The sequence below is a fragment of the Enterobacter sp. ECC_219_Taxon_10 genome (assembly GCF_058354905.1).
Window position 1 is genome coordinate 3,908,024 of the sequence record NZ_CM178005.1, and the last position, 24,736, is coordinate 3,932,759.

A 24,736-nucleotide genomic window follows, 5' to 3' on the forward strand; every position below is an offset into this window, starting at 1 on the left:
AAAGTTAATGATTTATGTGAAAAAGGGGTTGCATCACAAACCTATCCGAGTATAGTGCGCTTCCACGGACGCGGGGTGGAGCAGCCTGGTAGCTCGTCGGGCTCATAACCCGAAGGTCGTCGGTTCAAATCCGGCCCCCGCAACCAATTAAAATTTGATGAAGTATAAGCAGTACGGTGACGCGGGGTGGAGCAGCCTGGTAGCTCGTCGGGCTCATAACCCGAAGGTCGTCGGTTCAAATCCGGCCCCCGCAACCAATCAAATTTTAGAAAAGATAAGAAGTACGGTGCCGCGGGGTGGAGCAGCCTGGTAGCTCGTCGGGCTCATAACCCGAAGGTCGTCGGTTCAAATCCGGCCCCCGCAACCAACACTTCTAAAAACAATAAACACCCTTAAGGGTGTTTTTTTGTATCTGCCGTTTGTGAATTTGCCGGGCATTTCACCCGGCTAAAAACCTACCCGCGCCGCGCCAGCGTCGCCCCGTCTGAGAAATACGCCCGTATCCCCGCCAGAATCGACTCCGCCACCTCCTGCTGGAACTTTGCCGTCTTGAGCTTACGCTCTTCTTCAACGTTACTGATAAACGCGGTTTCCACCAGAATGGACGGGATATCCGGTGCCTTCAGCACCGCGAACCCGGCCTGCTCAACGCTGTTTTTGTGCAGCTTATTGATGTTCCCCAGCTTGCCCAGCACCGCTTTACCAAACTTCAGGCTGTCGTTAATGGTCAGGGACTGCACCATGTCGAACATGGTGTGGTCGACGTAGCGGTCGCCGCTTTTGCTCACGCCACCGATCAGGTCCGAGGCGTTCTGGGTATCCGCAAGATATCTTGCTGCGGTACTGGTCGCGCCTTTGGTTGAGAGCGCAAACACCGACGAGCCGCTCGGCTGGCGGCTGGTAAAGGCGTCCGCATGGATCGACACGAACAAATCGGCCCGCTGCTTCTGCGCTTTCGCCACCCTAACCTTCAGCGGAATAAAGACATCCTCATTGCGCGTCATGTAGGCGCGCATATTGCCCTCTTTATCAATTAACGCCTTCAGCCGACGGGCAATTTGCAGCACCACGTCTTTTTCACGCGTATGGTATTTCCCCACCGCACCGGAGTCTTCGCCGCCGTGGCCGGGATCGAGCATGATTACAATCGGACGATCGCGCCCTGCTTTCCCCGGCTGCGGGCCGCTTTGGGCAGGGGGCACCTGACGCTGAAGATCGCCTTTGTTGTAGTCCTCCAGCAGGGCGAGAAGCGGATCCTGAATATCCGTCGCATTCGCCGGGTAGAGATCCATCACCAGGCGCTCTTTAAACGTCGCAACGGGCGCCAGGGCAAACAGCTGCGGCTTAACGTTCTGCTTCAGTTCAAACACCATGCGCACGGTTTGCGGATCAAACTGCCCGACGCGCGCCGATTTAATAAACGGATCGTCACCGCGGATCTGCGCCGCCATGCCTTTCAGCACGGAGTTGAGGTTAACGCCTTCGAGATCCACCACCACACGTTCCGGGTTGCTGAGGGCAAATTGCTTATATTTCAGCACGCGATTGGATTCAACCGTCACACGAGTATAGGTCGACGACGGCCAGACGCGCACCGCAACCACCTGACTCGTGGCGGCAAGACCGACCTGGCTGACGCTAAGCAACCACATTGCCCCGGCCCCTTTTAACAAACGGCGGCGGCTTATTGCTGAATTGGATCCCGACATGCTTCTCCCGAGCAAGAAAACAAACTGATATACAAAAGTGCAGATTGACCGAAAACTTTAACGAATGACGCATAAACTGTCATCTATAAAAGGGTAAACAATCATACGCTAACGCACGGATTACTTATTAATTTCTGTAGGTCGCAGAAAATTTGCACTTGCACCCGCGACCACAATCGAATAAAAATACAGAAATTACGAATAAACATTCATTAAGGGTTGTGCCATGGTGAAGGAACGTAGAACCGAACTGGTCCAGGGATTCCGCCATTCTGTTCCCTATATCAACGCCCATCGGGGAAAAACGTTTGTCATCATGCTTGGCGGCGAAGCCATTGAGCATGAAAATTTTTCCAGCATCGTCAATGACATCGGCCTGCTGCACAGCCTCGGGATCCGCCTGGTGGTGGTCTATGGCGCTCGCCCGCAGATCGATGCCAACCTGGCTGCTCACCACCACGAGCCGATTTACCACAAACACACCCGCGTCACGGATGCTAAAACCCTTGAGCTGGTGAAACAGGCGGCGGGACTGCTGCAGCTTGATATCACTGCTCGCCTGTCGATGAGCCTGAACAACACGCCGCTACAGGGCGCGCATATTAACGTCGTGAGCGGCAACTTCATCATCGCTCAGCCGCTCGGCGTGGACGATGGCGTGGATTACTGCCACAGCGGCCGCATTCGTCGTATTGATGAAGAGGCCATTCACCGTCAGCTGGACAGCGGTGCCATCGTGCTGATGGGGCCGGTGGCCGTTTCCGTAACTGGCGAAAGCTTTAACCTGACGTCTGAAGAGATTGCCACCCAGCTGGCGATCAAGCTGAAGGCGGAAAAAATGATTGGGTTTTGCTCTTCCCAGGGCGTCGTAAACGATGAAGGGGTGATTGTGCCGGAACTCTTCCCTAACGAAGCCCAGGCCCGCGTGGAAGCGCTGGAAGCCGAAGGGGATTACTACTCCGGCACCGTCCGCTTCCTGCGTGGCGCCGTGAAGGCCTGCCGCAGCGGCGTGCGCCGTAGCCACCTGATCAGCTATCAGGAAGACGGCGCCCTGCTGCAGGAGCTGTTCTCCCGCGACGGTATTGGCACCCAGATTGTGATGGAGAGTGCGGAGCAAATTCGCCGCGCCACCATCAACGATATCGGCGGCATTCTGGAGCTGATCCGCCCGCTGGAACAGCAGGGTATCCTGGTTCGTCGCTCCCGCGAGCAGCTGGAGATGGAGATCGACAAATTCACTATTATCCAGCGCGATAACCTGACCATCGCCTGCGCCGCGCTCTACCCGTTCCCGGAAGAGAAGATCGGAGAAATGGCCTGCGTGGCGGTGCACCCGGATTACCGCAGCTCTTCACGCGGTGAAATGCTGCTTGAGCGCGTGGCGGCACAGGCGCGTCAGATGGGGCTGAGCAAGCTGTTCGTCCTGACGACGCGCAGCATTCACTGGTTCCAGGAGCGCGGGTTCACGCCGGTGGATATTGATTCCCTGCCGGAAACGAAGAAAGAGATGTACAACTATCAGCGCCGTTCAAAAGTGCTGATGGCTGACCTGGGATGATACGACGCCCTCACCGTCCGGCGAGGGCTTTCGTTCAGAGGGACTCAAATATCGCGCTCAGCCCGCTTCGGCGTTCCGTTCGGGTGGCGATCGCCTGCACCAGCACCCGTTCATCGGTATACAGCGACAGACGCTGACGCGCGCGCGTAATGGCGGTGTAGATCAGCTCGCGGGTAACGACGGGGGAAAGCTGTGTGGGCAGGATCAGCGCCGCATGGTTAAACTCGGAGCCCTGGGATTTATGCACCGTCATCGCCCAGGCGGTCTCATGCTCGGGCAAGCGGCTCGGCTGGAAGGACTTCACGCTACCGTCCGGCATCTGGAACCAGACGCGGAGCCCCTGTCCGCGATCGAGCGCAATCCCGATATCCCCGTTAAACAACCCCAGCGCGCTGTCGTTGCGGGAGATCATCACCGGCCGGCCTTCATACCAGCGCGAGTGCGGGGTACGGCTGATTTTACGCTTTTGCGCCAGCAACTGTTCCAGCCTGTCGTTCAGGCCGCTGACGCCAAAAGGCCCTTCTCTGAGCGCGCAGAGCAGCTGGTATTCGCCAAACGCAGCAATAACCTGCTCCGGCGCGCTTTGCTGCTGTACGCCCGTCAGGAAACGTTGGTACCCCAGAAGAGCGTCATCCAGCATCGCCTGATACTCTTCCCCGGTTTGCAGCGATTTTTTCTCAATATCGGTGAAGGTGCCGTCAAATACCGCACAGGTCGTGTGCCGGTCGCCCCGGTTCACCGCCGCTGCAAGCTGGCCAATGCCGGAGTCGCTGCCAAAACGGTAGCTTTTTTGCAGCAGGCACAGGCTGTCGCGCAGCGCTCCCGCAAGTGCATGGTTTTCAGCCGCGAGCGAGCATCCGGTCAGGCGCACTAGCTCCTCAGCACGTTCTGCGGTGTACCCGAGGCTGGCATAGGTGCAGATATCGCCCAGCACGGCCCCAGCCTCCACGGAGGCAAGCTGATCGCGGTCTCCGAGGAAAATGACGCGCGCGTGCGGCGGCAAAGCGTCAATCAACCGCGACATCATCGTCAGGTCAATCATCGATGCTTCATCCACCACCAGCACGTCCAGGTGCAGTGGGTTACCGGCATGGTAGCGCAGACGCTGGCTACCCGGCTGCGCGCCAAGCAAGCGGTGCAGCGTGCTGGCTTCGTTAGGGAAAAGCGCAAGCTGATCTCCGGTAAGCGGCAGTTTTTGCAGCGCCCCGCCTAACGACTCCGTCAGACGTGCAGCCGCTTTACCGGTGGGTGCCGCCAGGCGAATACGACACTTTTTCTCACCCGATAACTGAATCAGCGCGGCAAGCAGCTTTGCCACGGTGGTCGTCTTCCCGGTGCCCGGGCCGCCCGAAATCACTGAGATCCGCCGCGTTAACGCCACCGCTGCCGCCACTTTCTGCCAGTCTGTCTCGTCGTCAGAGGTAAACAGCGTATCCAGCGTTTGCCGGAGCTGCGCTTCATCACAGGGAAGCGGGGCGTTGGTTTCGCTGAAAAAGCGCGCTACCGTCAGTTCGTTACGCCACAGCCGGTTCAGATACAAACGCTCGCCGACAAGGATCATTGGCGTCCCGGTATCGGCTCCGCTCACGGCAGGTGAGCCGAGTAATATCGCCTGCCAGTCCACCGCCTTACCCAGCAGCGTGAAACACGCCTGTAACGCCGGGGGCATTTTTTCATCCACCACCAGACGCGACAGTGGAAGACACACATGTCCCTCCCCCGCATCTTTACTCAGGATCGCGGCGGCGAGCATAACGGCAGGCTCCTCGCCCGCCACCATCATGGCAAACTGCACGTCCAGGTGGCGAAGTGTTCGTTGTTCAACTGCTTCCAGCAGTAGCGCCTGCATCGTCATGCCACCTCCTCCGTGCTTGCAGCAAACAGGTTATCCATCTTTTCAATCAACTCCGCAGCCGGACGGGTGCTGAAGATACCCGAACGCGGGTCGTTCGCATCCACGCCGCGCAGGAACAGGTAAATGACGCCGCCGAAATGGTCTTCGTAACGATAATCGGCCATGCGATGGCGCAGGTAGCGGTGCAGCGCGAGGGTGTATAGCTGGTACTGCAGATCGTAGCGATGCATTTGCATCGCTGAGGCCATCGCCTGCTGGGTATAGGCTTCGCTGTTTTCACCCAGCCAGTTCGATTTGTAATCCAGCAGGTAGTAGCGCCCTTCGTGGCGGAAAACCAGGTCGATAAAGCCTTTCAGCATCCCCTGCACCTGGCGGAAGTTGAGAGGCGGGCACCCGGCGGATAACGGATCGTGCTCGCGGATCAATGCATCAAGCGCCTCGGCCCTGAGCGGGCTGGCGATGGGGAGATAAAACTCCATCTCTACCTGCTTATCTTTGGCGGTCAGCTGGCTCAGCGAGATCCCCTGCGCCGTGAGCGGCGCGTGCAGAATAGCGCGGATCCATTCAGTGAGAACCGGCAGCCACTGCGCGTCGTAGCCGCCGCTCTGCAGCATCTTCAGCACCCACTCTTCAGAGACCGGCTGGGTAAAATCCAGCTCTTCAAAGAGGCTGTGCAAAAACGTGCCCGGTGAGGCGCCGCGCGGGAACTGGTGCGGCGTGAGCACCGGCTCGACGGGCACGCTACCGGCCCCAGCGGCATCCACGTCCAGTTTTGGCATCAGATCCTGCGCGATACTCTGCCCGTGCTGCTGTAAACCGGAGTAACTGGTGACGCGCCAGTCGTCAACAATGGTGCGCGTCACCTCGCGGGCATGCAGCGCTGACTCTCCCTGCTCCGTCGTCTGCCAGCGGCTGCTGTCGGGCTGGGATGGAATATGCAGGGCAACATGCTCTGAGCAAAGTGATTCGATGCACTGGCGCAGACCGGCAGCATCTTTGGGTTCGCCGCGCTGTATAAGCCGCCCCAGCGCGCTCAGATGAAAATCACTCTCGCCGCTCTTTTCGCCACGGCGACGGAATAGCGGCGCGACACCCAGGGAACAGTGCCAGACCGAACGGGTCAGCGCCACATAGAGCAGGCGCAGGTCTTCCGCGAGACGCTCGGCTTCGGCCAGCTCAACGCTGGACTCCGCGTTGCTGAGATCGAGTACCGCTTCGAATGACTCGCGATCGTGGTAAAAGGCCTGGTCCTGCACGCGATAATTAGCGATAAACGGCAGCCAGACCAGCGGATACTCCAGCCCTTTCGACTTGTGAATGGTGACGATCTGCACCAGATGTTTATCGCTCTCGAGGCGCATCTGCTGGCTTGAGGAGTTGCTGTTCGGGTCGGCAATCTGCTGGGCAAGCCAGCGCACCAGGGCATGCTCGCTCTCCAGCTGCGTACCCGCTTCCTGGAGCAGCTCGCTGATATGCAAAATATCGGTTAGACGGCGCTCGCCGCCCGCTGTCGCCAGCATATTCTCCGCAATGTGACGCTGTGCCATAAGCTCACGCACCATCGCCATCACGCCACGTTTCTGCCATTTTTCACGGTAGCGAACAAACTCGTCTACCACAGAATCCCACGCGGCTTCGTCATTGTTGAGCGCATCAATGTCACGCGCGTTCAGCCCGAGCATCGCGCTCGCTAAGGCGCTGCGCAGCGTGCTTTCCCGCTCCGGGGCCAGGACGGCCTGAAGCAGCCACAGCATCTCCAGGGCTTCCAGCGTTTCAAAGACGCTGTCGCGGTTGGAGAGGTAGACGGAGGGAATATTCAGTAGCGTCAGGGCGTCGCGGATGAGCGCGGCCTCCTGACGGCTGCGCACCAGCACCGTGATATCGGATGCCTTTACCGGGGCTGGTTTATCCTCCTTCCACAGCAACGCATCACCGCGCGCGCCTGCGCTGAGCCAGTCACGGATTTGCGCGGCACAGTGCTGGGCCATAGCATTTTGATAGTCCGCGACGCCCCAGCCTTCCCCATCCAGCAGCCAGAAGTTCATGGCGGGCTGAGTTTCGCCGTTAAACTCGAAGCGCAGGGTGGTATTTTTCGGGGCGAATTTGACCGGCTGGAAAGGGATCTCCCGGAACATAAACGCCGTATCCATGCGGCTGAACAGCGCATTGACGCTTTCCACCATGCCGGGCGAAGAGCGCCAGTTGGTGTCGAGCGTGTAGTGCGCGTCAACCTCGCTGCGGGCTTTCATATAGGTAAAAATATCCGCACCGCGAAAGGCGTAAATGGCCTGTTTCGGATCGCCGATTAACAACAACGCGGTGCCGGGCTGCTGACGCCAGATACGGCGGAAAATGCGGTACTGCTGAGGGTCGGTATCCTGAAATTCGTCGATCATCGCCACCGGAAAGCGGGTGCGAATCGCGGCGGCAAGCGCTTCGCCATTTTCACTGCACAGCGCCGCATCAAGTCGACTCAGCATATCGTCGAACCCCAGCTCGCCCCGGCGGCGCTTTTCGCGCGCGACGGCGTCGCGAATCTCAGTCATGGCACGGACGATCATCAGATCGTTGAGCGTCAGGGGTTCCGCCAGCAGGTTTTCAATCGCCACAAACAGGGGATGTTCAGGCACGATGCCGTCGGCTTTGGTCCGCTCAACCAGGAAACGCCGGGAGAATTTCTCCAGCGCATCCGGGAGCTGGTAACCGCGCGTCTCTTCCTGCGCCCACGCGCTGATCTTCTCGATCCATTTGCCCTGATTGCCGCGATTGAACTTACGTCGGTCGATCCCGGAATTCTCGATGATCGCGTCAATCTCGCCGACTGACTCAATCCATTTTTGCTTGATGTCGGCAATTTTCGCGATGATTTTTTCATGGCAGGAAGCCAGGGTTTCATCCGCTGGCGGTGGAGATTTGATGACCGGCGCTTCCCCCTGAAGATAACGATCGATGGCGCGCAGCAGCGCTTCAGGCCCCTTCCACAACGCATGTACCGCTTCGGCAATATCTCGCTGTAACGGATAGCAGTGGCGACGCCAGAAATCCGCGCAGGCCTGATAGCGAAGCACGGATTCATCTTCGATGAGTTGTTGTTCAAACAGCATGCCGGATTCAAACGCGTTCAGGCTCAGCATGCGCTGGCAAAAACCGTGAATGGTGAAGACGGACGCTTCGTCCATCTGCCGTTCTGCGAGGAGCAGCCACTGGGCTGCCTGTTGCTTATCGGCTATCTCTTCCAGAAGGCTCGCGTAGAGAGGGTTATCCGTGCTTTGGCGCAGACAGGCGATGCGCAGTTCGTGGATGTTGGTCCGAATACGACCGCGCAGCTCAGCGGTGGCGGCCTCGGTGAAGGTGACCACCAGCAGCTCTTCCACGCTCAAAGGCCGTGGAAAAGCGGCGTTGCCGCCAAGCCCTAACAGCAGGCGCAGATAGAGCGCGGCGATGGTGAACGTTTTTCCGGTTCCCGCTGAGGCTTCAATCAATCGTTCACCCTGCAGAGGTAAACGTAAGGGATCAAGGGACTCAGCGGTGTCGGTCATTCTTTCTTACTCCAGGGCATAGATTGCTGCAGCGCGCTGACGCTCTTCCAGACTACCCAGCCTTTCGGGTTCACGTACTCCGTTTTCCCGTTCTGGCTACCGGAAACCTGGGACAGAATGGTGATCCCCTGCGGCTTAATGACCGCCTGATGGAAGAAGTCGGCAACCTTCTGCGGCGTCAGCTGTTTTATCTCGGCCACTACTTTATCACGCGAATCAAATTTCAGATTACCGCGATCGAAATCTTTGCTCAGCTGCGAGGCCTCTTCGCCCAGCGTCTGCGGCGGCTGCATCACCTGCGCGATGACGGCCTGCTGGATCTGGGCAAACTCTTCCGGCTTCATGGCGCGCAGTTTTGCTTCCACCTGCGGGAAGAACGCCTGATAGCGCTGCCAGAGATAGGCCGGTTGTTTGTCGCTGCTTTGCAGCAGGAAGCCCAGCCCCCACTGACGGCCTACGTTCATCGAGAAGGCAAACACCGCGTAGCCAAGCTGCTCTTCTGTGCGCAGCTGGTTATAGAACCACGGTTGAACGATCTGTCCCAGAACGGCGCTTTGCGCAGAGCTGGAGAATTCATCATAGCCCGTTGGCACAAACACCGCGGCCAGCGCGGAATCGGTGCTACTCCCCGCTTTTTCAAAAATCACATTCTGTTTTTTCTCAACCAGCACGTCCTGGTTGCGGCACCACTCGTCGCCTTTCGAACCGAGCTGCGTGCGAACATTCTCTGCCAGCGTTTTGGCCCGATCTTCGCTCATATTGCCGACGATAAGAAATTCCGGGCGCGTGTTAGTTTTCAGCGCGTCACGGTAAGCCAGCACCTCTTTTAATGAGATTGATGGCAGCAATGCACGGCGTTCTTCACGCTGGAAATAAGGTATTTGCGACAGCATCTGCGCAGGCATAAGCGCCTGATCGTAAGCTTTGCCCTTCTCTGCTGAATCCATCATCTGCGCATACCAGGATTTAGCCTGCTCAAGCTGCTCTTCCGTTGGCGTGTAGCTAAAGTAGCCCTCCAGCAGCGCCTTGAAAAGCTGAGGCAAACGCTGGGTATAGCCATTTGCATTGAGCATCAAACCGTTGTTGGCGTTGGTGGAGAAGCTGATCCCGCCCACGGCCGCCTGGTTGCTGAGCTGATCGAGCGCGATACCGGCCAGATAGTCATTGAGCGCGAACATCACCTGATTTTTGGCGCTGTTCATCGCTTTAGGATTACGCAGGACCACGCTGACATCGGCCTTTGGCTCGCTCGCGAAATAACGGCTTGGGGTATACACCACGCGCAGCGTCGGCTCATCAATAATAAGCTCCGGGTGCGGATAATCCTTAGTCGTTTTGATCAGCGAGAAATCATCCGGGATATAGGGGTTCAGCTCCGGCAGCTTCAACGCAATCTCACCGGCCTTCTTCTGCCAGTCGGCGAAGGTCTGGTCGCTGATTTTGTCTACCTGATAAGGAGCATCAACAAAGTACGCCGTCTTGTTATGCGGTTCGTTCGGGCTGATGTACCAGATGCGGGCATTCTGCGGCGTCATCATCGCCAGGCGCGCTTTAACCGCCTCGGCATCATAACGATCGGCAATATTGACCGCGTCAAGCGTGTGCGCCACCGGTACACGGATCATGGTATCTGCCAGCCACTCCACGTAATCCATATCGCGGGTAATGGACGGGTAACGGAAATCGAGATCCAACACGTGCGCCAGTTCATCAAAGTAGCGTTTATCGACGCCTTTCTCGCGCAGTAAAGAGAGGTAGCTAAAGATAGCCGCAACCACTTCATCACGGTTGGCCTGCCCTTTGTCGGTCAGGGTGGCGGAGATCGCCAGCACGCCGCTGTTGCCGTTTACCACGGGATCGGAATCGGCGCGGATCCCTTCCACCAGTCCCTGTTTTTGCAGCCAGTCAGATAAGGTTCCCGGGCTGCGGTTACCAATCAGGTAGGTCACCAGCTCGTCGGTTTTGCTGCGGAACTGGGCGGTGTTGTTATCAATGCGGAACTCAACGCGCAGCACTTTGCGGGGCATGGCAGGGACGTAGTGGATGATGATCCCTTTTTGCGCGTCCGTGACAACCGGTACGTCTATCTTCGGCAGGGCGATATTTTTATTCGGCATCCGGCCAAACGTTTGTGCCGCCAGGCCAGCAAGCTCCGGCAACGGTTTGTTGCTGTAAATAACCGCCTTCATCAGGTTGGCAGAGTAGTATTTGTCGCGAAACGCATGGAGGGCGTCAATGACCGGGCTTCCCGGTTTATCGCTCAGCGTCTCCAGGTTACCGCCCGAGAAACGTGACCCAGGATGCGCCGGGTTGATCGTTTCGGCGCTGACCTGCGCCATGCGCATACCGTCCCGGGTACGGGCCATGGTCAGCTCCGCATTGACAGCATTGCGCTCGCGGTCGGCGTATTTTTTATCCAGCAGCGGCGCGGCGATGGCATCGGCAAGACGATCAACCGCCCCTGCCAGCGCGTCATTTTCGACTTCGAGATAAAAGGCCGTGCGGTACGGTGCCGTACTGGCGTTGTGGCTGCCGCCGTGCATTTTCAAAAACTCGGACAGGCTATCCGGCTGCGGATATTTTTTAGAGCCCATCAGCGTCATGTGTTCGAGGTAATGCGCCAGCCCCGGATGCGCCTCAGGATCTTCCAGCGATCCAACCGGCACCACTAACGCCGAGAGGGATTTCACCGCCTGCGGATCGGAAACCAGCAGCACGGTCATACCGTTATCAAGGCGAATAGCCTGATACTGGCGGGTATCTTTTTCGCTCTTACGGATAGTTTCCTGGACGGGTTGCCAACCGGAGTCTGCCTGAGTGACGGGCGCCCAAAGGGCGACAAACAAAACAAATGCTTTGAACAAGGTGCTGCCTGGCATTACGACCTCTTTATCACGGCTATCCCGTCATACTTCAAGTTGCATGTGCGTCGGCTGCATGCGTTCACCCCAGTCACTTACCCATGTAAGCTCCCTGGGATTCACGCCCTTGCCGCCTTCCTGCAACTCGAATTACTTAGGGCAAACATCATTAACAAACTGCGTGCTGGACACGCCAACATCTCTTTATTTGGGTACATCAGTCCGTGATAAGAAGTGCATCATAAATGAACACCCCATACTGCGCAATTTTTATACAGCACTCAGGACTGATTAAATTTAAACAACGGTAACAGGTAGCGTTGCGCCTCTTCCGTAATAGCTTCGAAGTATTCTGGCTCAAGCGTTCGCCATAAACGTTGATACCAGACATCCTCACCTTCACCGCGCACCATCATGTTTCCTTCATAGGCCTGCATAAATTTACTGCGCGCTTTCTGCAGCGAAGCCTCGTCCGTTAACATCGCATCATTCTGCGCGTCATAACAGGCTTTTATCCACGCACCGCCACTTTCGGGCAGTAGCAGGAGGGGTTTGTTCATTCCCTGAAGATAGCCCTCGATGTACAAAGACAGATAGCGTAACGCCTGTTCTGCCTCCATTGGTGGGAAGCGCCACTCGCCGTCTTTGCGCACGAAGATCCGGCTTTCGCCTTTATTGCCACCCGCACTGTAGACAAGATGTTCCAGCCAGAGTTGCAATCCTTGTGAAACGCTGAGCAAAGAAGGCCGCCAGCGCAGTAGCCCATCGGGCTGAACCTGGGTTAGCCAGCCCGTGAGCTGTACGCCATTGCTGTGGAGATCGATTTCGATGCTTTGTCCGGGCTGGCGGTGCTCCCTTACGCGCTCAGCCAGAGCGGTCATCTCCTGGCACTGCGCCTCCCAGACAATTTCCCCAAACGCCCCGTAAGGCAGTTGCCCAGCAGCGCGGTAGCGGCGGTAAAGTTTGTCAGCATCTTCCTCTTCAACCAGCGCATTCAGCAACTGGAGGTTTAACTGATAGCGCTCCAGCCCTTCCAGGGTAAAGGGTTCTGCATCCGGAATTTCACTCTCTTCAGAACGGAAATTGACCTGTAGTCGCTGCTGGAAGAAGGCGCGCACCGGGTGCGCCCAAAACCGCTGAAGCTGTTCGAAAGTCAGGGTGCTAATGGGCAGCGGATCAAGCGGCTGAATGAAATCCGTATGGGCTCGTCCCTCTTTTTTCGCTGCCGGCAGCCATTCGCGGGCATAGCTCTGCTGTTCGCTGACAATATAGTTTACCGGGTCAAACGGCATGCGGCTGTGGATACACGTAATGTGCGCCTTCACCCGCTGCTCGCTTTCATCGCAGTTAAGCGCGTCATCGCCAGCCAGATAGTGGCTCTGGCCAATATAGTCCACCAGTTCCTGCACCAGAACTGAGGGGAAGCGCTCGCTGTTGTCCTGAATGGAGCGGCCGATATAGCTGATATAGAGCTTACTTTGAGCAGAGATAAGCGCTTCAAGGAAGAGATAGCGGTCATCATCGCGACGGCTACGGTCACCCCGCTTTGGATCTGCGCTCATCAAATCGAACCCCAGCGGTGCCAGGGCACGAGGATAAACACCGTCGTTCATGCCGAGCAGACAGACCACCTTAAAGGGAATTGAGCGCATTGGCATCAGGGTACAGATATTGATGGGGCCTGCCAGGAAACGCTGGCTGATTCGCTCCTGGTCAAGGCGCTGCGTCAACTCATCTCTCAGCAGCGACAAAGGAATCGCCTCGTGATAGTGGGAATTCACGCCCTCGTCGACGATAGCCTGCCACTGCGTTTCAATGAGCGCCATCGCCGCTTCGGTGTCACTGTCTGGCAGGAAGAAATCATTAAGTAACGCCCTGCAAACCGGGAGCCACGCTTCAAGCGGACGCGGCTGCATTAGCTCACGGCGCCAGCGGTTTAGCTGCATCAGGAGAGAAGCTAAATGCCCTACCAGTTCAGCAATCAAACCGCTGGACTCATCGTAAGGCAGCACTTCGTTCCACTCGCCCTGGCTGCTCTCCATGGCGTAGCCCAGCAGCATACGCGTCAGGCCAAACCGCCAGGTATGCTGCCCGGTTGGGGGAAGCTCGAACTCCTGGACGTTATCGTCATCGATCCCCCAGCGAACGCCTGATTCGTTTACCCACTGGCGAAGGTAGCGCAGCCCTTCTTCATTGATGTTGAAGCGCGCGGCCAGCACGGGAACATCCAGTAATACCAGAACATCTTCGGAGATAAAGCGGCTATCCGGCAGTGAAAGCAGGGTAACAAATGCCTGCAATGCCGGGTGAGACTGGCGGGCACGACGGTCAGAGATAGCATAAGGCAGGTACCGCTCCCCGCTCGCACTGCCGAAAACGGCCTGAATAAAGGGACTGTAGCTGTCGATATCCGCCACCATTACCACGATATCGCGCGGGGTGAGTTCAGGGTCGTCCTGCAGCATCGCCAGCAGCTGGTCGTGAAGTACTTCGACCTCACGCTGGGGGCTATGGCAAACATGGAACGTGATACTGCGATCCTCAGCATCCAGCTTCCGCTTGCTGTCGCTGCGCTCAAACTCTTTCGCCGTCACGCCCATAACGGCACGGTTTTCCAGATCCAGAATATCTAATTGAATATTATGCAGCAGGCTATCCGGCGCGATCTCGACAAAGGCGTCAACGTCACCCTCGCCTGATGAGGTAATATCGGAGAGCATATGAATGTAATCACGCCCCAGCTTCCCCCATGAGGCAAGCAGTGGATTGGGCAGGTTCTGGATACCGTCTTCATCAAAAAGCTGCCCGGCAGTCGAACCGTCTTTAAACAGCGGGACGGATCGTTCTTCAAAAAGGCGCTTTCGTTGGCGAGTTACCAGCCGCGCAAGCCAACGTTCGTCGAGGATATCCCCCCAATACTGTCGGCAAGGGTTGGTGAACAAAATATGAATATCAATATGTTTACCCAGCGCATACAAGGCCTTCAGATAAACAGGCGGTAATGCGGATATCCCACAGATAAAAACGCGTGACGGCAGTCGGGCTGGACGCTCCGACGCATTCTCGAGTATTGAGATAAACCGATCGTACAGGTTGGCACGGTGCCACTTAGGCTGCCCAAGCTTCTCCGTATGCTCTACCAGCGCTTTCCACAGCGGTGCCTGCCATATTTGCGCCTCCGGTAGTCCTTCAACCAGCTCGCCCGCTTCCCAGCGAATTAACCAGTCAGAACGGTAAACAAGGTATTGGTCGTAGAGATCGGCGGTGCGGGACGCCAGCTGGAACAGCTTGCGCTTATCGGTATCGTCATTGAGGTAGTGGCGCAGCATGGCGAATTCATCGTGTTGCAGCATTTCCGGCAGTAGCGCCATCAGCTTCCAGCTCATGCCCTGCTTGTTGAAGGCGCTCTGTTCGGGAATGTCTGGCAACACGCGCACGAACATATCCCAGATAAAGCTCGCGGGCAGCGGGAAATCAATGTTCGCGGCAATGCCAAACTTACGGGAAAGCGACATTTGCAGCCACTGTGCCATACCGGTGCTCTGCACCAGCACCATTTCTGGCTCAAAAGGATCGTCAAGCCGCTCGCGCTCAACGATAAATTCCATCAGCGCTTCCAGCACATCCAGACGATTTGAGTGGTAGACCCTTAACATAGACGCTCCCGACTACTGGCTAACCGGGCAATGCAGACGCGTTATCTCACCGCGTCGCCCCAGAGGAGAAATAAGTGTAACCGTGATGCTGACACATCCTGCGTGCGTTGTCTGCACCCGACTGGCCTGCCAGCCTGCGGGCAGAACATTTGTCGAGAGCTGTGCCTGATTCCATGCATGGTGCCAGAGCTGGCGATACTGGTTAAACAGGGTAAACCGCGCCGCCAGCGCCCGATGATAGCCGGCCAGTGCCGTGACGATGATTACCAGCAGCATCATCGCCAGCAGAACCTCAACCATGCTAAATCCTTTCTCTTTGTTTATGGCAGTTGGCATAGCGAACGCTCCTCTAGCGGACAAAAATCACTCCAGCCGTGAGGCGAAAAGTGAATTTTACCGTCGACGCTCTCTCCTGAGCGCCAGAGCAGCAGGTCGTTGACTCCAGCAATCAGTAAAACAGTGTTCTCACTCAGTTGCCGCAAACACACTCGCCACGCGGGTGCCTTTTTACACTGAACTTCAGGGTCGGGTGACCAGTTCTGAACGCGTCCCCACTCAAGCGCTGACTGGACAGAAGCCTGCTGCTGTAGCGAACGGCTTTCACCGCCAACGAGCGCACTAAACGTGGTGAGTTGCTGGTTTAGGCCAGTGAGGATCAGGGTACCGAGCACCAGCAAAAGCAGGACCAGCCCCAGAGAAGACATACCGCGTTGACGGTTCACAGGTTGTACCCCGTGACCGTATACAACGCCTGATAAGGCTCCCCATGCTCGCCTTTGCGAAGGGCGGACAGTTCGATATTCAGCTCCGGCGCAAACCCGGCGCGTGTAACTTTCCTCACCACAAAGTGTGCAATCGCAAGCCTGTCCGGGTCCGTGAGCTTTTCCCATCTCTTACCTTCACACGAGGTTGCCCCACGCAGGGTTTCCAGCGCGCCCGATTCCAGACGAAAACCGGTGCTGTCGTTTTCTGATGCACTACGATCCCAGCGGCCGTTACTGTTGGCATCCCACCGCACAATGACGCAACTGCCCTGCCTTGCGATCGTCAGCCCTTGCCCCTGACAGTTCCCCGCACAGTAACCCGCACGCTGAAGCTGTTTGCCGAAAGCAAACAGGCGCTGCCAGACCTCTTCTTCCAGCTCTCTCTGGCCGGATTGCAGTAATACCGCCCGCTGCAATCCGGGTAAAAAGCGCGATGCGCCAATCAACAACAGGCTACTGATGGCCGTGGCAATCAGAACTTCAGTCAGCGAAAAACCGCGCTGTCTCATCGACATGAACCTCCCTGTGAGACCTTACACATTCTGATGCGCCCTCCGTCTGAGACTATGATCAGCCATTCTCCGGCACGGCTTTGAACCCTTATCCGCCCTGCCCATGCCGTATCCCTTAACCCATAGAACCCTAATGACGGCGTGACTTCGCTCACCGCGACCTCTGGCCAGAGTGGAATCAGAACAAAGGGGCTGCCCTTCTCACAGCCTTGTACGGCTGAGCTCACGAGGCACTCCTTTTCGCCCACCCGCTGAAGGCGAATTTGATGGTCGCGGTTGTGCCGGTTGGCGTCGTTGCGCAGAAAGACCAGATAGTCGCGCACCTGGTCGGCGGTTTGCCACAACCGCTGCTGCCGCTGCCAGCTGTCCCAGCCGTACAGACCTGAGGCGCTGAGTATGACAACCAGCGAGACAGCCACCAGCGTTTCGATAAGCGTAAAGCCGTTCTCTTTTTTCATGCGGGAAGTGTGGCGATTCGACGAGGGCGTGGCGAGCGGTGAATAAGGGTTTTACGAGGCGTTATCCGAAGAATTGAGCGTGTTGCAGCGCGTTGCACGCTTTCTTGATAACGCCTCGTAAAACGGGATGAAGACGAAAAAAAACCGGCGCTAAACAGCACCGGTTGTGTCACGCTTTATCGCATCAGATAGCGACGGGCGCTTTGATGCCTGGATGCGGGTCGTAGCCCTCAATCTCAAAATCATCAAAGCGGTAGTCGAAGATTGATGCCGGTTTGCGTTTGATAATCAGCTTCGGCAGCGCACGCGGTTCGCGGGTGAGCTGAAGATGCGTCTGTTCCATATGATTGCTGTAGAGATGGGTGTCCCCACCTGTCCAGACGAAATCACCCACTTCAAGGTCACACTGCTGCGCCATCATGTGGACTAACAGCGCATAGCTGGCAATGTTAAACGGCAGGCCCAGGAACACGTCACAGGAGCGCTGGTAGAGCTGGCAGGAGAGCTTACCGTCGGCCACATAGAACTGGAAGAACGCGTGGCACGGTGCCAGCGCCATTTTATCCAGCTCACCCACGTTCCAGGCAGAAACGATGATTCGGCGCGAGTCCGGATCGTTTTTCAGCTGGTTCATGACGGTTGTGATCTGGTCAATATGGCGGCCATCAGGCGTTGGCCATGCGCGCCACTGCTTGCCGTATACCGGGCCCAGGTTGCCGTTTTCATCTGCCCATTCGTCCCAGATGGAGACGTTATTTTCGTGCAGATACGCAACGTTGGTATCGCCTTGCAGGAACCAGAGCAGTTCATGAATGATAGAGCGCAGGTGGCAGCGCTTTGTCGTCACCAGAGGGAAGCCTTCTTGCAGATTGAAGCGCATCTGGTGGCCAAAAATGGAGAGCGTACCGGTACCGGTACGGTCGTTTTTCGGCGTGCCCTCATCGAGCACTTTTTTCATCAATTCAAGATACTGTTTCATGATTCCTCAGGAAAGTTGTTGCTGTGGACGACGACGATACGCCCAAATCATCATAATGGCACCCGCTACGATCATCGGAATGGAGAGGATCTGCCCCATGCTGATGTACTGTACCCATTCGCCGGTAAACTGGGCGTCGGGCTGGCGGAAGAATTCGACGATGATGCGGAACGCGCCATAGCCAATCAGGAACAGCCCGGAAACAGCCCCCATCGGGCGCGGCTTGCGAATAAACAGGTTCAGAATGATAAACAGCACCACGCCTTCCAGCGCCAGTTCGTACAGCTGGGACATATGACGCGGCAGCACGCCGTAGGTATCGAAAATGGGCTGCCACTCCGGGTGCGACGGCAGCAGCGCGATATCTTCCGCGCGGGAGCCCGGGAAGAGCATCGTGTACGGCACGCTTGGGTCAACGCGGCCCCACAGCTCACCGTTGATAAAGTTGCCCAGACGACCAGCCCCGAGACCAAACGGGATCAGCGGTGCGATAAAATCTGACACCTGGAAAAAGTTGCGCTTGGTGCGTTTGGCAAAAATCACCATCACCAGGATCACCCCAATCAGGCCGCCGTGGAAAGACATGCCGCCGTCCCAGACGCGGAAAAGGTAGAGGGGATCGTTCAGGAATACCGGGAAGTTATAGAACAGAACATACCCAATACGGCCACCGAGGAACACGCCGAGAAAGCCTGCGTATAGCAGGTTTTCAACTTCATTTTTGGTCCAGCCGCTGCCAGGACGGCTGGCGCGACGGCCCGCGAGCCACATTGCAAAAACGAAGCCCACCAGGTACATCAGACCGTACCAGTGAAGCGAAACAGGTCCTACTGAGAAAATGACCGGATCAAACTCCGGAAAATGCAGATAACCACTGTTCATCTGTCACCACAAGATGTTGTTATTCCGCTGAAAGTGGACAGCGGTAGAAATGCGATTCTGCCTTAAGCAGAGGCTCCAAAGTTGCGAATCATAGCATAAGGCTGGCGCGGAGGATGCGCCAGAGATGTAAAAGATGTGTATAGGGTTTTGTGCACGCTGGTCCCCTCACCCTGGCCCTCTCCCCAAAGGGGCGAGGGGATTGTTCACTGCTCGCATTAATTTATGGGGATCCCTCAGCCCTGTGAGAGAGGGGAAGGCTTTAGCGACCACCGCGAATCAGGCCGCCCATACCGCGTCGTTCCATAAATGCCGCCACCTGGTGACGAACCTCAGCCGCCAGCTGTGCGTCAAGGCTGCGCTCAGCCAGCTCACGGGCATCATTGATGTCTATATGACGCAACAAATACTTCACGCGCGCTACGGCACGGCCGTTCATCGACAGATGGCGGTATCCCAGACCAATCAGGATCGCGACGCACATCGAGTCTCCGGCCATTTCACCGCACAGGCGTAGATCAATACCGTACTGTTCAGCCTCACGGGCAATCATCGCCAGCGCGCGAATGATTGCCGGATGCAGGCTATCGTAGATACTGGCGACGCGGGTGTTGTTCCGGTCGACGGCCAGAATATATTGCGTCAGGTCGTTGGTACCGACAGAGATAAAATCAACGCGGTTTGCCAGCTGCGGCAGCATGAAGACCATAGACGGCACTTCGAGCATGACGCCGATCCGTGGTTTCGGGATCGCATAGCCAATCATCTCTTCCACTTCACGACCAGCACGTTCGATCAGGCGCCGCGCTTCGTCGATCTCATCAATGCTGGTGACCATCGGCAGTAAGATGCTGAGATTGCCCGTCGCAGCATTAGCGCGCAGCATGGCGCGCACCTGGATCAGGAAGATCTCCGGCTGATCGAGCGTAATGCGGATCCCGCGCCAGCCAAGACACGGGTTCTCTTCGCTGATCGGCATATACGGCAGCTGTTTATCCGCCCCGACATCCAGGGTACGCAGGGTGACAGGCTTGTCGTTGAACATTTGCAACATCCCCTGATACTGCGCCACCTGCTCCTCTTCGGAGGGGAAACCGCTCTGCAGCATAAACGGGATTTCAGTACGGTACAGGCCAATACCGTCGATGCGGCTGCCCAGCTTTTCTTCGTGCTCAGGGCTTAAACCGGCGTTGAGCATGACTTTGATCCGCTCACCGCTCTTCAGCTGTGCGGGAAGGTTAACGTCATCTTCCGCCAGCTTGCTTAATTCATTCTCTTCGCTGATGAGACGCTGATATTCCTGGAGCAGAACGGGTTCAGGATCGACCAGCAGTTCACCGCGGTAACCATCCACCACCAGCGTGCGTCGATGCAGTACCGACGGCTGGATATCCGCCCCCATAACGGTAGGAATACCGAGCGCGCGCACCATAATGGCGGCGTGGGAGTTAGCGGCACCATCGCGCACCACGACACCGGCCAGCCGGTCCTGCGGCAGTTCAGCCAGCGTCGTTGCCGAGAGTTCATCGGCCACCAGCACAAACCGTTTTGGCCAGGCGTTTGGCCCCTGAATGGTGTCATCAAGATGGAACAGCAGACGTTGCCCCAGCGCACGGAGATCGCCGGCACGCTCCTTCAGGTAACCGTCTGTTAATGCTGCAAACTGCTCAGCAAATTTTTCGATGACCTTTTTAACGGCCCATTCTGCTACCGAACCTTTATCCACTTCCGCAAAAAGCTCACGGCGCAGCCGCGCGTCGGAAAGCAGGTGCGAATAAAGGTCGAAGATAGCCGCCGTCTCTTTTTGCGCACCCGCCGCAAAGCGTTTGCTGTAGCGGCGAAATTCATTTGCCGCCTCTTCCAGCGCGGCGGTAAGACGCTCGCGCTCCAGCGCTTCATCGAGCGTAGAGGCTTCGTAAACCTGCTCCATTAACGGCAGCGTGGCGTCCATCCAGCCTTCAGCAATCGCTACCCCTGGCGATGCCGGAAGGGCACGAATGCGCGTATGGCGATACTGACCGAAGAGCGCTGCAAGCTGAGACTGTGAGAGGATCGCCGCCATCTGTGTCGCCAGCGTGACGAGGAAGGACTCTTCGCTTTCATCGTACTGACGCAGCTCCCGCTGCTGGACGACCAGCACGCCCAAAAGTTGACGACGCTGGATAATCGGCACGCCAAGGAACGCGCGGAAACGCTCTTCTTTTACGGAAGGGATGTATTTAAAGCTGGGGTGTTTTTGCGCGTCGGCAAGGTTGATAGGTTCAGCCAGCCGCCCAACCAGGCCGACGATACCTTCATCAAATGCGAGCGTTACGGTGCGTCCCCGTGGCTTTTTCAAACCACGGGTCGCCATCAGGTAATAGCAGCGCCGATCGTGGTCGGCCAGATACACCGAACAGACTTCGGTCTCCATCGCAAGACAGATGTCAGTGACCAGAATATTCAGCGCCTCGTTGAGACGCGGAGCACTGGCCACCTTCTCGACTATTTCTCGCAAGCGGGTGAGCATGATTTGCGTAGCTTAACCTCTTTTACGTCGCCAGGCAGGTGCGCTCTGCGGCTTAGGCGGGATCTCCTGAAGCTGCATCACCACACTTGCAAACTCTTTCATCACCCTACGGTAAACATCGCGCTTAAATGACACGACCTGACGAACAGGATACCAATAGCTCACCCAGCGCCAGCCATCGAACTCCGGCGTACTGCTGGTTTGCATATTGATGTCTGAATCGTTGCCCACCAACTGCAGAAGAAACCACTTCTGTTTCTGGCCGATACAAACCGGCTTTGTGTCCCAACGCACCAAACGTTTCGGTAACTTGTAACGCAACCAGTTGCGGGTCGAAGCGAGGATGCGAACATCTTTTCGGCTTAAACCGACCTCTTCAAAAAGCTCCCGGTACATCGCTTGTTCTGGGGACTCTCCCGGATTGATCCCGCCTTGCGGGAACTGCCAGGAGTGCTGACCATATCGACGGGCCCACATTACCTGGCCCTGACGATTACAAATTACTATTCCTACGTTCGGGCGGTAGCCATCGTCATCAATCACCGGACTACCCCAAACTAAACCTTATATATGAATGATTGTTTCACACTACAGTGAGGCGGTAAACCACTCTCTTACAGGCCTGCAACCTAATAACATTTGAATAACTCACAAATAAGTGCAGAGTTATAAACAGATATACGGTAACGAGGACAATTTTATTCACCTTTTCTGTGGATATAGTTGTGAAGAAGTGTCTGATTACCGATGAACAACCTTAAACAACCTCTCCCGCCCTCTTTCACACCGTCAATATAAAATCATATTTTTCATACGATTAACTTAATACCAGTAAATAAAACGCAGAATAGCGTGACGATCGTCACAGCAGGGATCGTCGTACTGATGAAAGATCGAACAGCGTCGGTTTTATCCACAGATTGTGCCAATAAGTTAGGCACAATTTGTCTGAAATTTGGATTTTCATCGCACGTCAAGGCTGTAAATTGAAACAGTAGTCAGGGTTATGCCCAGTTATCCCACTTTTCTGTGGATAACATGGTGTAAGATCCTGTTTATTGTCAGTGACCAGATTTGAACAACCCGTTTTACGTCTCAGATGAAACAGTTAAAACCTCATAAAAAAACCTATAAATCATAGACATGGAATATTGGGACAGAAAAAGATAAACTCTATCCACAGGGGACAATTTCTTCGTTTATTTTTTAATCAAAAGGTTACCTTCATGCATTCGCTTACCCCCTTGCTCTCACCGCCGTCCAGCGAAGGCCAGCTGCTAGAGCAGGCACAGCGCCTGGCAGGCTTCTCGCTTGGCGAACTGGCGGCTATGGCAGGGCTTCAGATCCCGAAGGATCTTAAACGGGATAAAGGCTGGATCGGCATGCTGCTGGAGCTGTGGCTGGGTGCCAGCGCCGGGAGCAAACCTGAGCAAGATTTTGCCGCCCTTGGCGTCGAGTTAAAAACCATCCCCATCGACAGCTGGGGCCGTCCCCTGGAGACAACCTTTGTCTGCGTTGCGCCCTTAACCGGCAATACCGGCGTGACGTGGGAAACCAGCCACGTGCGTCATAAGCTGAAACGCGTGCTTTGGGTACCGGTTGAAGGTGAACGGCAGATCCCGCTGGCCGAACGTCGCGTTGGCGCACCGCTGCTCTGGAGCCCGGATGAAGAGGAGGAACATCAGCTGCGCCTGGACTGGGAAGAGTTGATGGACATGATTGTGCTCGGGCAGGTCGAGCGAATTACCGCCCGACACGGAGAAGTGTTACAGCTGCGCCCGAAAGCGGCAAACAGCAAAGCGCTTACCGAGGCGATCGGCGCGATGGGCGAACCCATACTGACGCTGCCGCGCGGTTTTTATCTTAAAAAGAATTTCACCGGCGCGCTGCTTGCTCGTCATTTCTTACTTAAAACATAGTTTTTTACTTATTTTGCGAGCTCACAAACATAATCACCTGGTTTTTAAGATTTTACCGCTTCACCCTGTTGCCATAACGGGTTAATACTACACTATGATTTGATACGAGCCAGATGAGGACGATAACGATGAAAAAATGGGCGGTGTTAATTTCAGCAGTCGGGTTGGCGTTTGCCGTATCGGGCTGCAGCAGCGATTACGTCATGGCAACGAAAGATGGCCGGATGATCCTGACCGACGGCAAACCCGAAGTCGACGACGATACCGGTCTGGTCAGCTACCACGACCAGGCAGGCAATAAAATGCAGATCAATCGCGATGAAGTCTCGCAAATTATTGAGCGATAACGGTCGGAGGTCAGTAGCTTACTGGCCTTTTTGATTTTTTTCTTCCCCTTTTGCTTCCCCTCTGCCATGTTTATATTCCTTTGTCGGGAGGTTCCTGACGCGGTCTACATGTCTATTGAAGGAAGCCGGCTATGCATTATCACCGTATCCCCCACAGCGCTCTGGAGATAAGTCAACTGGGGTTGGGCACGATGACATTTGGTGAACAAAACAGCGAAGCCGATGCCCATGCACAACTCGATTATGCCGTCAGTCAGGGGATTAACCTGATTGATGTTGCAGAGATGTACCCTGTGCCACCACGCCCTGAAACACAGGGACTTACCGAAACCTACGTCGGTAATTGGCTGGCAAAACGCGGTAACCGTGAAAAGCTGGTCATCGCCTCGAAAGTCAGTGGCCCCGCGCGAAACAACGATGCCGGGATCCGCCCAAATCAGATCCTCGATCGCAAAAATATCCGCGCCGCGCTGGACGCGAGCCTGAAGCGTCTGCAAACCGACTATCTCGACCTGTACCAGGTCCACTGGCCCCAGCGCCCAACCAACTGCTTTGGCAAGCTCGGCTACAGCTGGAACGAGAGCGCCCCCGCCGTTACCCTGCTGGAAACGCTGGAAGCGCTGACGGAGTGCCAGCGTGCGGGAAAAATCCGCTACATTGGCGTGTCCAACGAAACGGCCTTTGGGGTCATGCGTTACCTGCACCTGGCGGATAAACACGATCTGCCGCGCATCGTCACCATCCAGAACCCGTACAGCCTGCTTAACCGCAGCTACGAAGTGGGGCTGGCCGAAGTGACGCAATATGAGGAAGTGGAACTGCTCGCTTATTCATGCCTGGGTTTTGGCACCCTGACGGGGAAATACCTCAACGGTGCGAAACCGGCCGGGGCGCGCAATACCCTCTTTAGCCGCTTTACCCGCTACAGCGGCGAACAAACGCAAAAAGCCGTTGCAGCCTATGTGGATATCGCGAAGCGCCACGGCCTCGATCCGGCGCAGATGGCGCTGGCCTTTGTGCGCCGTCAGCCGTTTGTTGCCAGCACCCTGCTGGGCGCGACCACGATGGAACAGCTGAAAACCAATATTGAGAGTTTCCATCTGAACCTGAGTGAAGAGGTGTTGGCGGAGATTGAAGCGGTGCATCAGGTTTATACCTATCCTGCACCGTAGCCTGATGCTTTTGCCCGGT

17 protein-coding genes, 3 tRNA genes and 1 pseudogene are annotated in these 24,736 nt (G+C 56.2%); 8 read left to right on the forward strand and 13 right to left on the reverse strand.

Annotated features, from left to right (window positions below; genetic code table 11):
• Positions 1 to 69 precede the first annotated feature (69 nt).
• From AC4ICF_RS18510 to AC4ICF_RS18520, 3 genes are all read left to right on the forward strand, one after another.
• Positions 70 to 146 (forward strand) — tRNA-Met (locus AC4ICF_RS18510).
• Positions 147 to 180: 34 nt separating this feature from the next.
• Positions 181 to 257, forward strand: a tRNA-Met gene (locus tag AC4ICF_RS18515).
• A 33-nt stretch (positions 258 to 290) separates the two neighbouring features.
• Positions 291 to 367: transfer RNA gene (locus AC4ICF_RS18520), tRNA-Met, on the forward strand.
• A gap of 88 nt (positions 368 to 455) precedes the next feature.
• On the opposite strand, the gene amiC is transcribed toward AC4ICF_RS18520, so the two are convergent.
• Positions 456 to 1,709, reverse strand: coding sequence for an N-acetylmuramoyl-L-alanine amidase AmiC (gene amiC / locus AC4ICF_RS18525; RefSeq protein ID WP_014885071.1), 1,254 nt, complete (start codon positions 1,707 to 1,709; stop codon positions 456 to 458).
• Between the two features lie 226 nt (positions 1,710 to 1,935).
• Between amiC and argA the strand changes: the two genes are divergently transcribed.
• Positions 1,936 to 3,267, forward strand: coding sequence for an amino-acid N-acetyltransferase (gene argA / locus AC4ICF_RS18530; RefSeq protein WP_316380111.1), 1,332 nt, complete (start codon positions 1,936 to 1,938; stop codon positions 3,265 to 3,267).
• 34 nt (positions 3,268 to 3,301) lie between these two features.
• Here the strand turns inward: argA and recD are convergent, their stop codons facing one another.
• From recD to rppH, 12 genes are all read right to left on the reverse strand, one after another.
• Positions 3,302 to 5,122: an exodeoxyribonuclease V subunit alpha gene (recD, locus tag AC4ICF_RS18535; RefSeq protein ID WP_316380110.1), complete on the reverse strand. Its 1,821-nt coding sequence runs from the start codon at positions 5,120 to 5,122 to the stop codon at positions 3,302 to 3,304.
• Complete coding sequence (gene recB / locus AC4ICF_RS18540; RefSeq protein WP_316380109.1) at positions 5,119 to 8,661, reverse strand: exodeoxyribonuclease V subunit beta; 3,543 nt, start codon at positions 8,659 to 8,661, stop codon at positions 5,119 to 5,121. Before recB ends, recD begins: the two co-directional genes overlap by 4 nt.
• On the reverse strand, positions 8,658 to 11,540 hold the full coding sequence (gene ptrA, locus AC4ICF_RS18545) for a pitrilysin (protein ID WP_316380108.1): 2,883 nt from the start codon (positions 11,538 to 11,540) through the stop codon (positions 8,658 to 8,660). The genes recB and ptrA overlap by 4 nt, the downstream gene beginning before the upstream one ends.
• 263 nt (positions 11,541 to 11,803) lie before the next feature.
• Positions 11,804 to 15,178 (reverse strand): exodeoxyribonuclease V subunit gamma, encoded by a 3,375-nt coding sequence (gene recC / locus AC4ICF_RS18550; RefSeq protein WP_491466117.1) that lies wholly within the window; start codon positions 15,176 to 15,178, stop codon positions 11,804 to 11,806.
• 12 nt (positions 15,179 to 15,190) lie between these two features.
• Positions 15,191 to 15,514: a prepilin-type N-terminal cleavage/methylation domain-containing protein gene (locus AC4ICF_RS18555; RefSeq protein ID WP_316380106.1), complete on the reverse strand. Its 324-nt coding sequence runs from the start codon at positions 15,512 to 15,514 to the stop codon at positions 15,191 to 15,193.
• A complete protein-coding gene (locus tag AC4ICF_RS18560; RefSeq protein WP_316380105.1) occupies positions 15,499 to 15,900 on the reverse strand; it encodes a DUF2509 family protein in 402 nt (133 codons plus the stop codon). Before AC4ICF_RS18560 ends, AC4ICF_RS18555 begins: the two co-directional genes overlap by 16 nt.
• Positions 15,897 to 16,457 carry a prepilin peptidase-dependent protein gene (locus AC4ICF_RS18565; protein WP_491466118.1) on the reverse strand — a complete coding sequence of 187 codons (561 nt, stop codon included), beginning with the start codon at positions 16,455 to 16,457 and terminating at the stop codon, positions 15,897 to 15,899. Before AC4ICF_RS18565 ends, AC4ICF_RS18560 begins: the two co-directional genes overlap by 4 nt.
• Positions 16,448 to 16,885 (reverse strand): prepilin peptidase-dependent protein, encoded by a 438-nt coding sequence (locus tag AC4ICF_RS18570; RefSeq protein ID WP_239508660.1) that lies wholly within the window; start codon positions 16,883 to 16,885, stop codon positions 16,448 to 16,450. The genes AC4ICF_RS18565 and AC4ICF_RS18570 overlap by 10 nt, the downstream gene beginning before the upstream one ends.
• A gap of 211 nt (positions 16,886 to 17,096) precedes the next feature.
• Positions 17,097 to 17,891, reverse strand: a complete 795-nt coding sequence (thyA, locus tag AC4ICF_RS18575) for a thymidylate synthase (protein ID WP_014885081.1) — start codon at positions 17,889 to 17,891, stop codon at positions 17,097 to 17,099.
• A gap of 6 nt (positions 17,892 to 17,897) precedes the next feature.
• Complete coding sequence (lgt, locus tag AC4ICF_RS18580) at positions 17,898 to 18,773, reverse strand: prolipoprotein diacylglyceryl transferase (RefSeq protein ID WP_316380104.1); 876 nt, start codon at positions 18,771 to 18,773, stop codon at positions 17,898 to 17,900.
• Between the two features lie 259 nt (positions 18,774 to 19,032).
• Positions 19,033 to 21,279 carry a phosphoenolpyruvate--protein phosphotransferase gene (gene ptsP / locus AC4ICF_RS18585; RefSeq protein WP_116341830.1) on the reverse strand — a complete coding sequence of 749 codons (2,247 nt, stop codon included), beginning with the start codon at positions 21,277 to 21,279 and terminating at the stop codon, positions 19,033 to 19,035.
• A gap of 12 nt (positions 21,280 to 21,291) precedes the next feature.
• A complete protein-coding gene (gene rppH / locus AC4ICF_RS18590; protein WP_013098553.1) occupies positions 21,292 to 21,822 on the reverse strand; it encodes an RNA pyrophosphohydrolase in 531 nt (176 codons plus the stop codon).
• A gap of 442 nt (positions 21,823 to 22,264) precedes the next feature.
• Between rppH and AC4ICF_RS18595 the strand changes: the two are divergent.
• From AC4ICF_RS18595 to AC4ICF_RS18610, 4 genes and pseudogenes are all read left to right on the forward strand, one after another.
• Positions 22,265 to 22,354 (forward strand): annotated as a pseudogene (locus AC4ICF_RS18595) (hypothetical protein); the annotation flags it as partial.
• A gap of 151 nt (positions 22,355 to 22,505) precedes the next feature.
• Positions 22,506 to 23,198, forward strand: a complete 693-nt coding sequence (mutH, locus tag AC4ICF_RS18600; RefSeq protein ID WP_233003223.1) for a DNA mismatch repair endonuclease MutH — start codon at positions 22,506 to 22,508, stop codon at positions 23,196 to 23,198.
• 128 nt (positions 23,199 to 23,326) lie between these two features.
• The gene (locus AC4ICF_RS18605; RefSeq protein WP_014885085.1) at positions 23,327 to 23,545 is read left to right on the forward strand and encodes a YgdI/YgdR family lipoprotein; all 219 of its coding nucleotides are present in this window, start codon (positions 23,327 to 23,329) and stop codon (positions 23,543 to 23,545) included.
• Between the two features lie 131 nt (positions 23,546 to 23,676).
• Complete coding sequence (locus AC4ICF_RS18610; protein ID WP_028014287.1) at positions 23,677 to 24,717, forward strand: NADP(H)-dependent aldo-keto reductase; 1,041 nt, start codon at positions 23,677 to 23,679, stop codon at positions 24,715 to 24,717.
• The last annotated feature ends 19 nt before the right edge of the window (positions 24,718 to 24,736 follow it).

What these genes read in the sequence shown, in the direction of transcription:
- amiC (WP_014885071.1), bottom strand. Translation starts at nt 1,709, where the DNA reads ATGTCGGGATCCAATTCAGCAATAAGCCGCCGCCGTTTGTTAAAAGGG.
- argA (WP_316380111.1), top strand. Translation starts at nt 1,936, where the DNA reads ATGGTGAAGGAACGTAGAACCGAACTGGTCCAGGGATTCCGCCATTCT.
- recD (WP_316380110.1), bottom strand. Translation starts at nt 5,122, where the DNA reads ATGACGATGCAGGCGCTACTGCTGGAAGCAGTTGAACAACGAACACTT.
- recB (WP_316380109.1), bottom strand. Translation starts at nt 8,661, where the DNA reads ATGACCGACACCGCTGAGTCCCTTGATCCCTTACGTTTACCTCTGCAG.
- ptrA (WP_316380108.1), bottom strand. Translation starts at nt 11,540, where the DNA reads ATGCCAGGCAGCACCTTGTTCAAAGCATTTGTTTTGTTTGTCGCCCTT.
- recC (WP_491466117.1), bottom strand. Translation starts at nt 15,178, where the DNA reads ATGTTAAGGGTCTACCACTCAAATCGTCTGGATGTGCTGGAAGCGCTG.
- AC4ICF_RS18555 (WP_316380106.1), bottom strand. Translation starts at nt 15,514, where the DNA reads ATGCCAACTGCCATAAACAAAGAGAAAGGATTTAGCATGGTTGAGGTT.
- AC4ICF_RS18565 (WP_491466118.1), bottom strand. Translation starts at nt 16,457, where the DNA reads ATGTCGATGAGACAGCGCGGTTTTTCGCTGACTGAAGTTCTGATTGCC.
- thyA (WP_014885081.1), bottom strand. Translation starts at nt 17,891, where the DNA reads ATGAAACAGTATCTTGAATTGATGAAAAAAGTGCTCGATGAGGGCACG.
- lgt (WP_316380104.1), bottom strand. Translation starts at nt 18,773, where the DNA reads ATGAACAGTGGTTATCTGCATTTTCCGGAGTTTGATCCGGTCATTTTC.
- ptsP (WP_116341830.1), bottom strand. Translation starts at nt 21,279, where the DNA reads ATGCTCACCCGCTTGCGAGAAATAGTCGAGAAGGTGGCCAGTGCTCCG.
- mutH (WP_233003223.1), top strand. Translation starts at nt 22,506, where the DNA reads ATGCATTCGCTTACCCCCTTGCTCTCACCGCCGTCCAGCGAAGGCCAG.
- AC4ICF_RS18605 (WP_014885085.1), top strand. Translation starts at nt 23,327, where the DNA reads ATGAAAAAATGGGCGGTGTTAATTTCAGCAGTCGGGTTGGCGTTTGCC.
- AC4ICF_RS18610 (WP_028014287.1), top strand. Translation starts at nt 23,677, where the DNA reads ATGCATTATCACCGTATCCCCCACAGCGCTCTGGAGATAAGTCAACTG.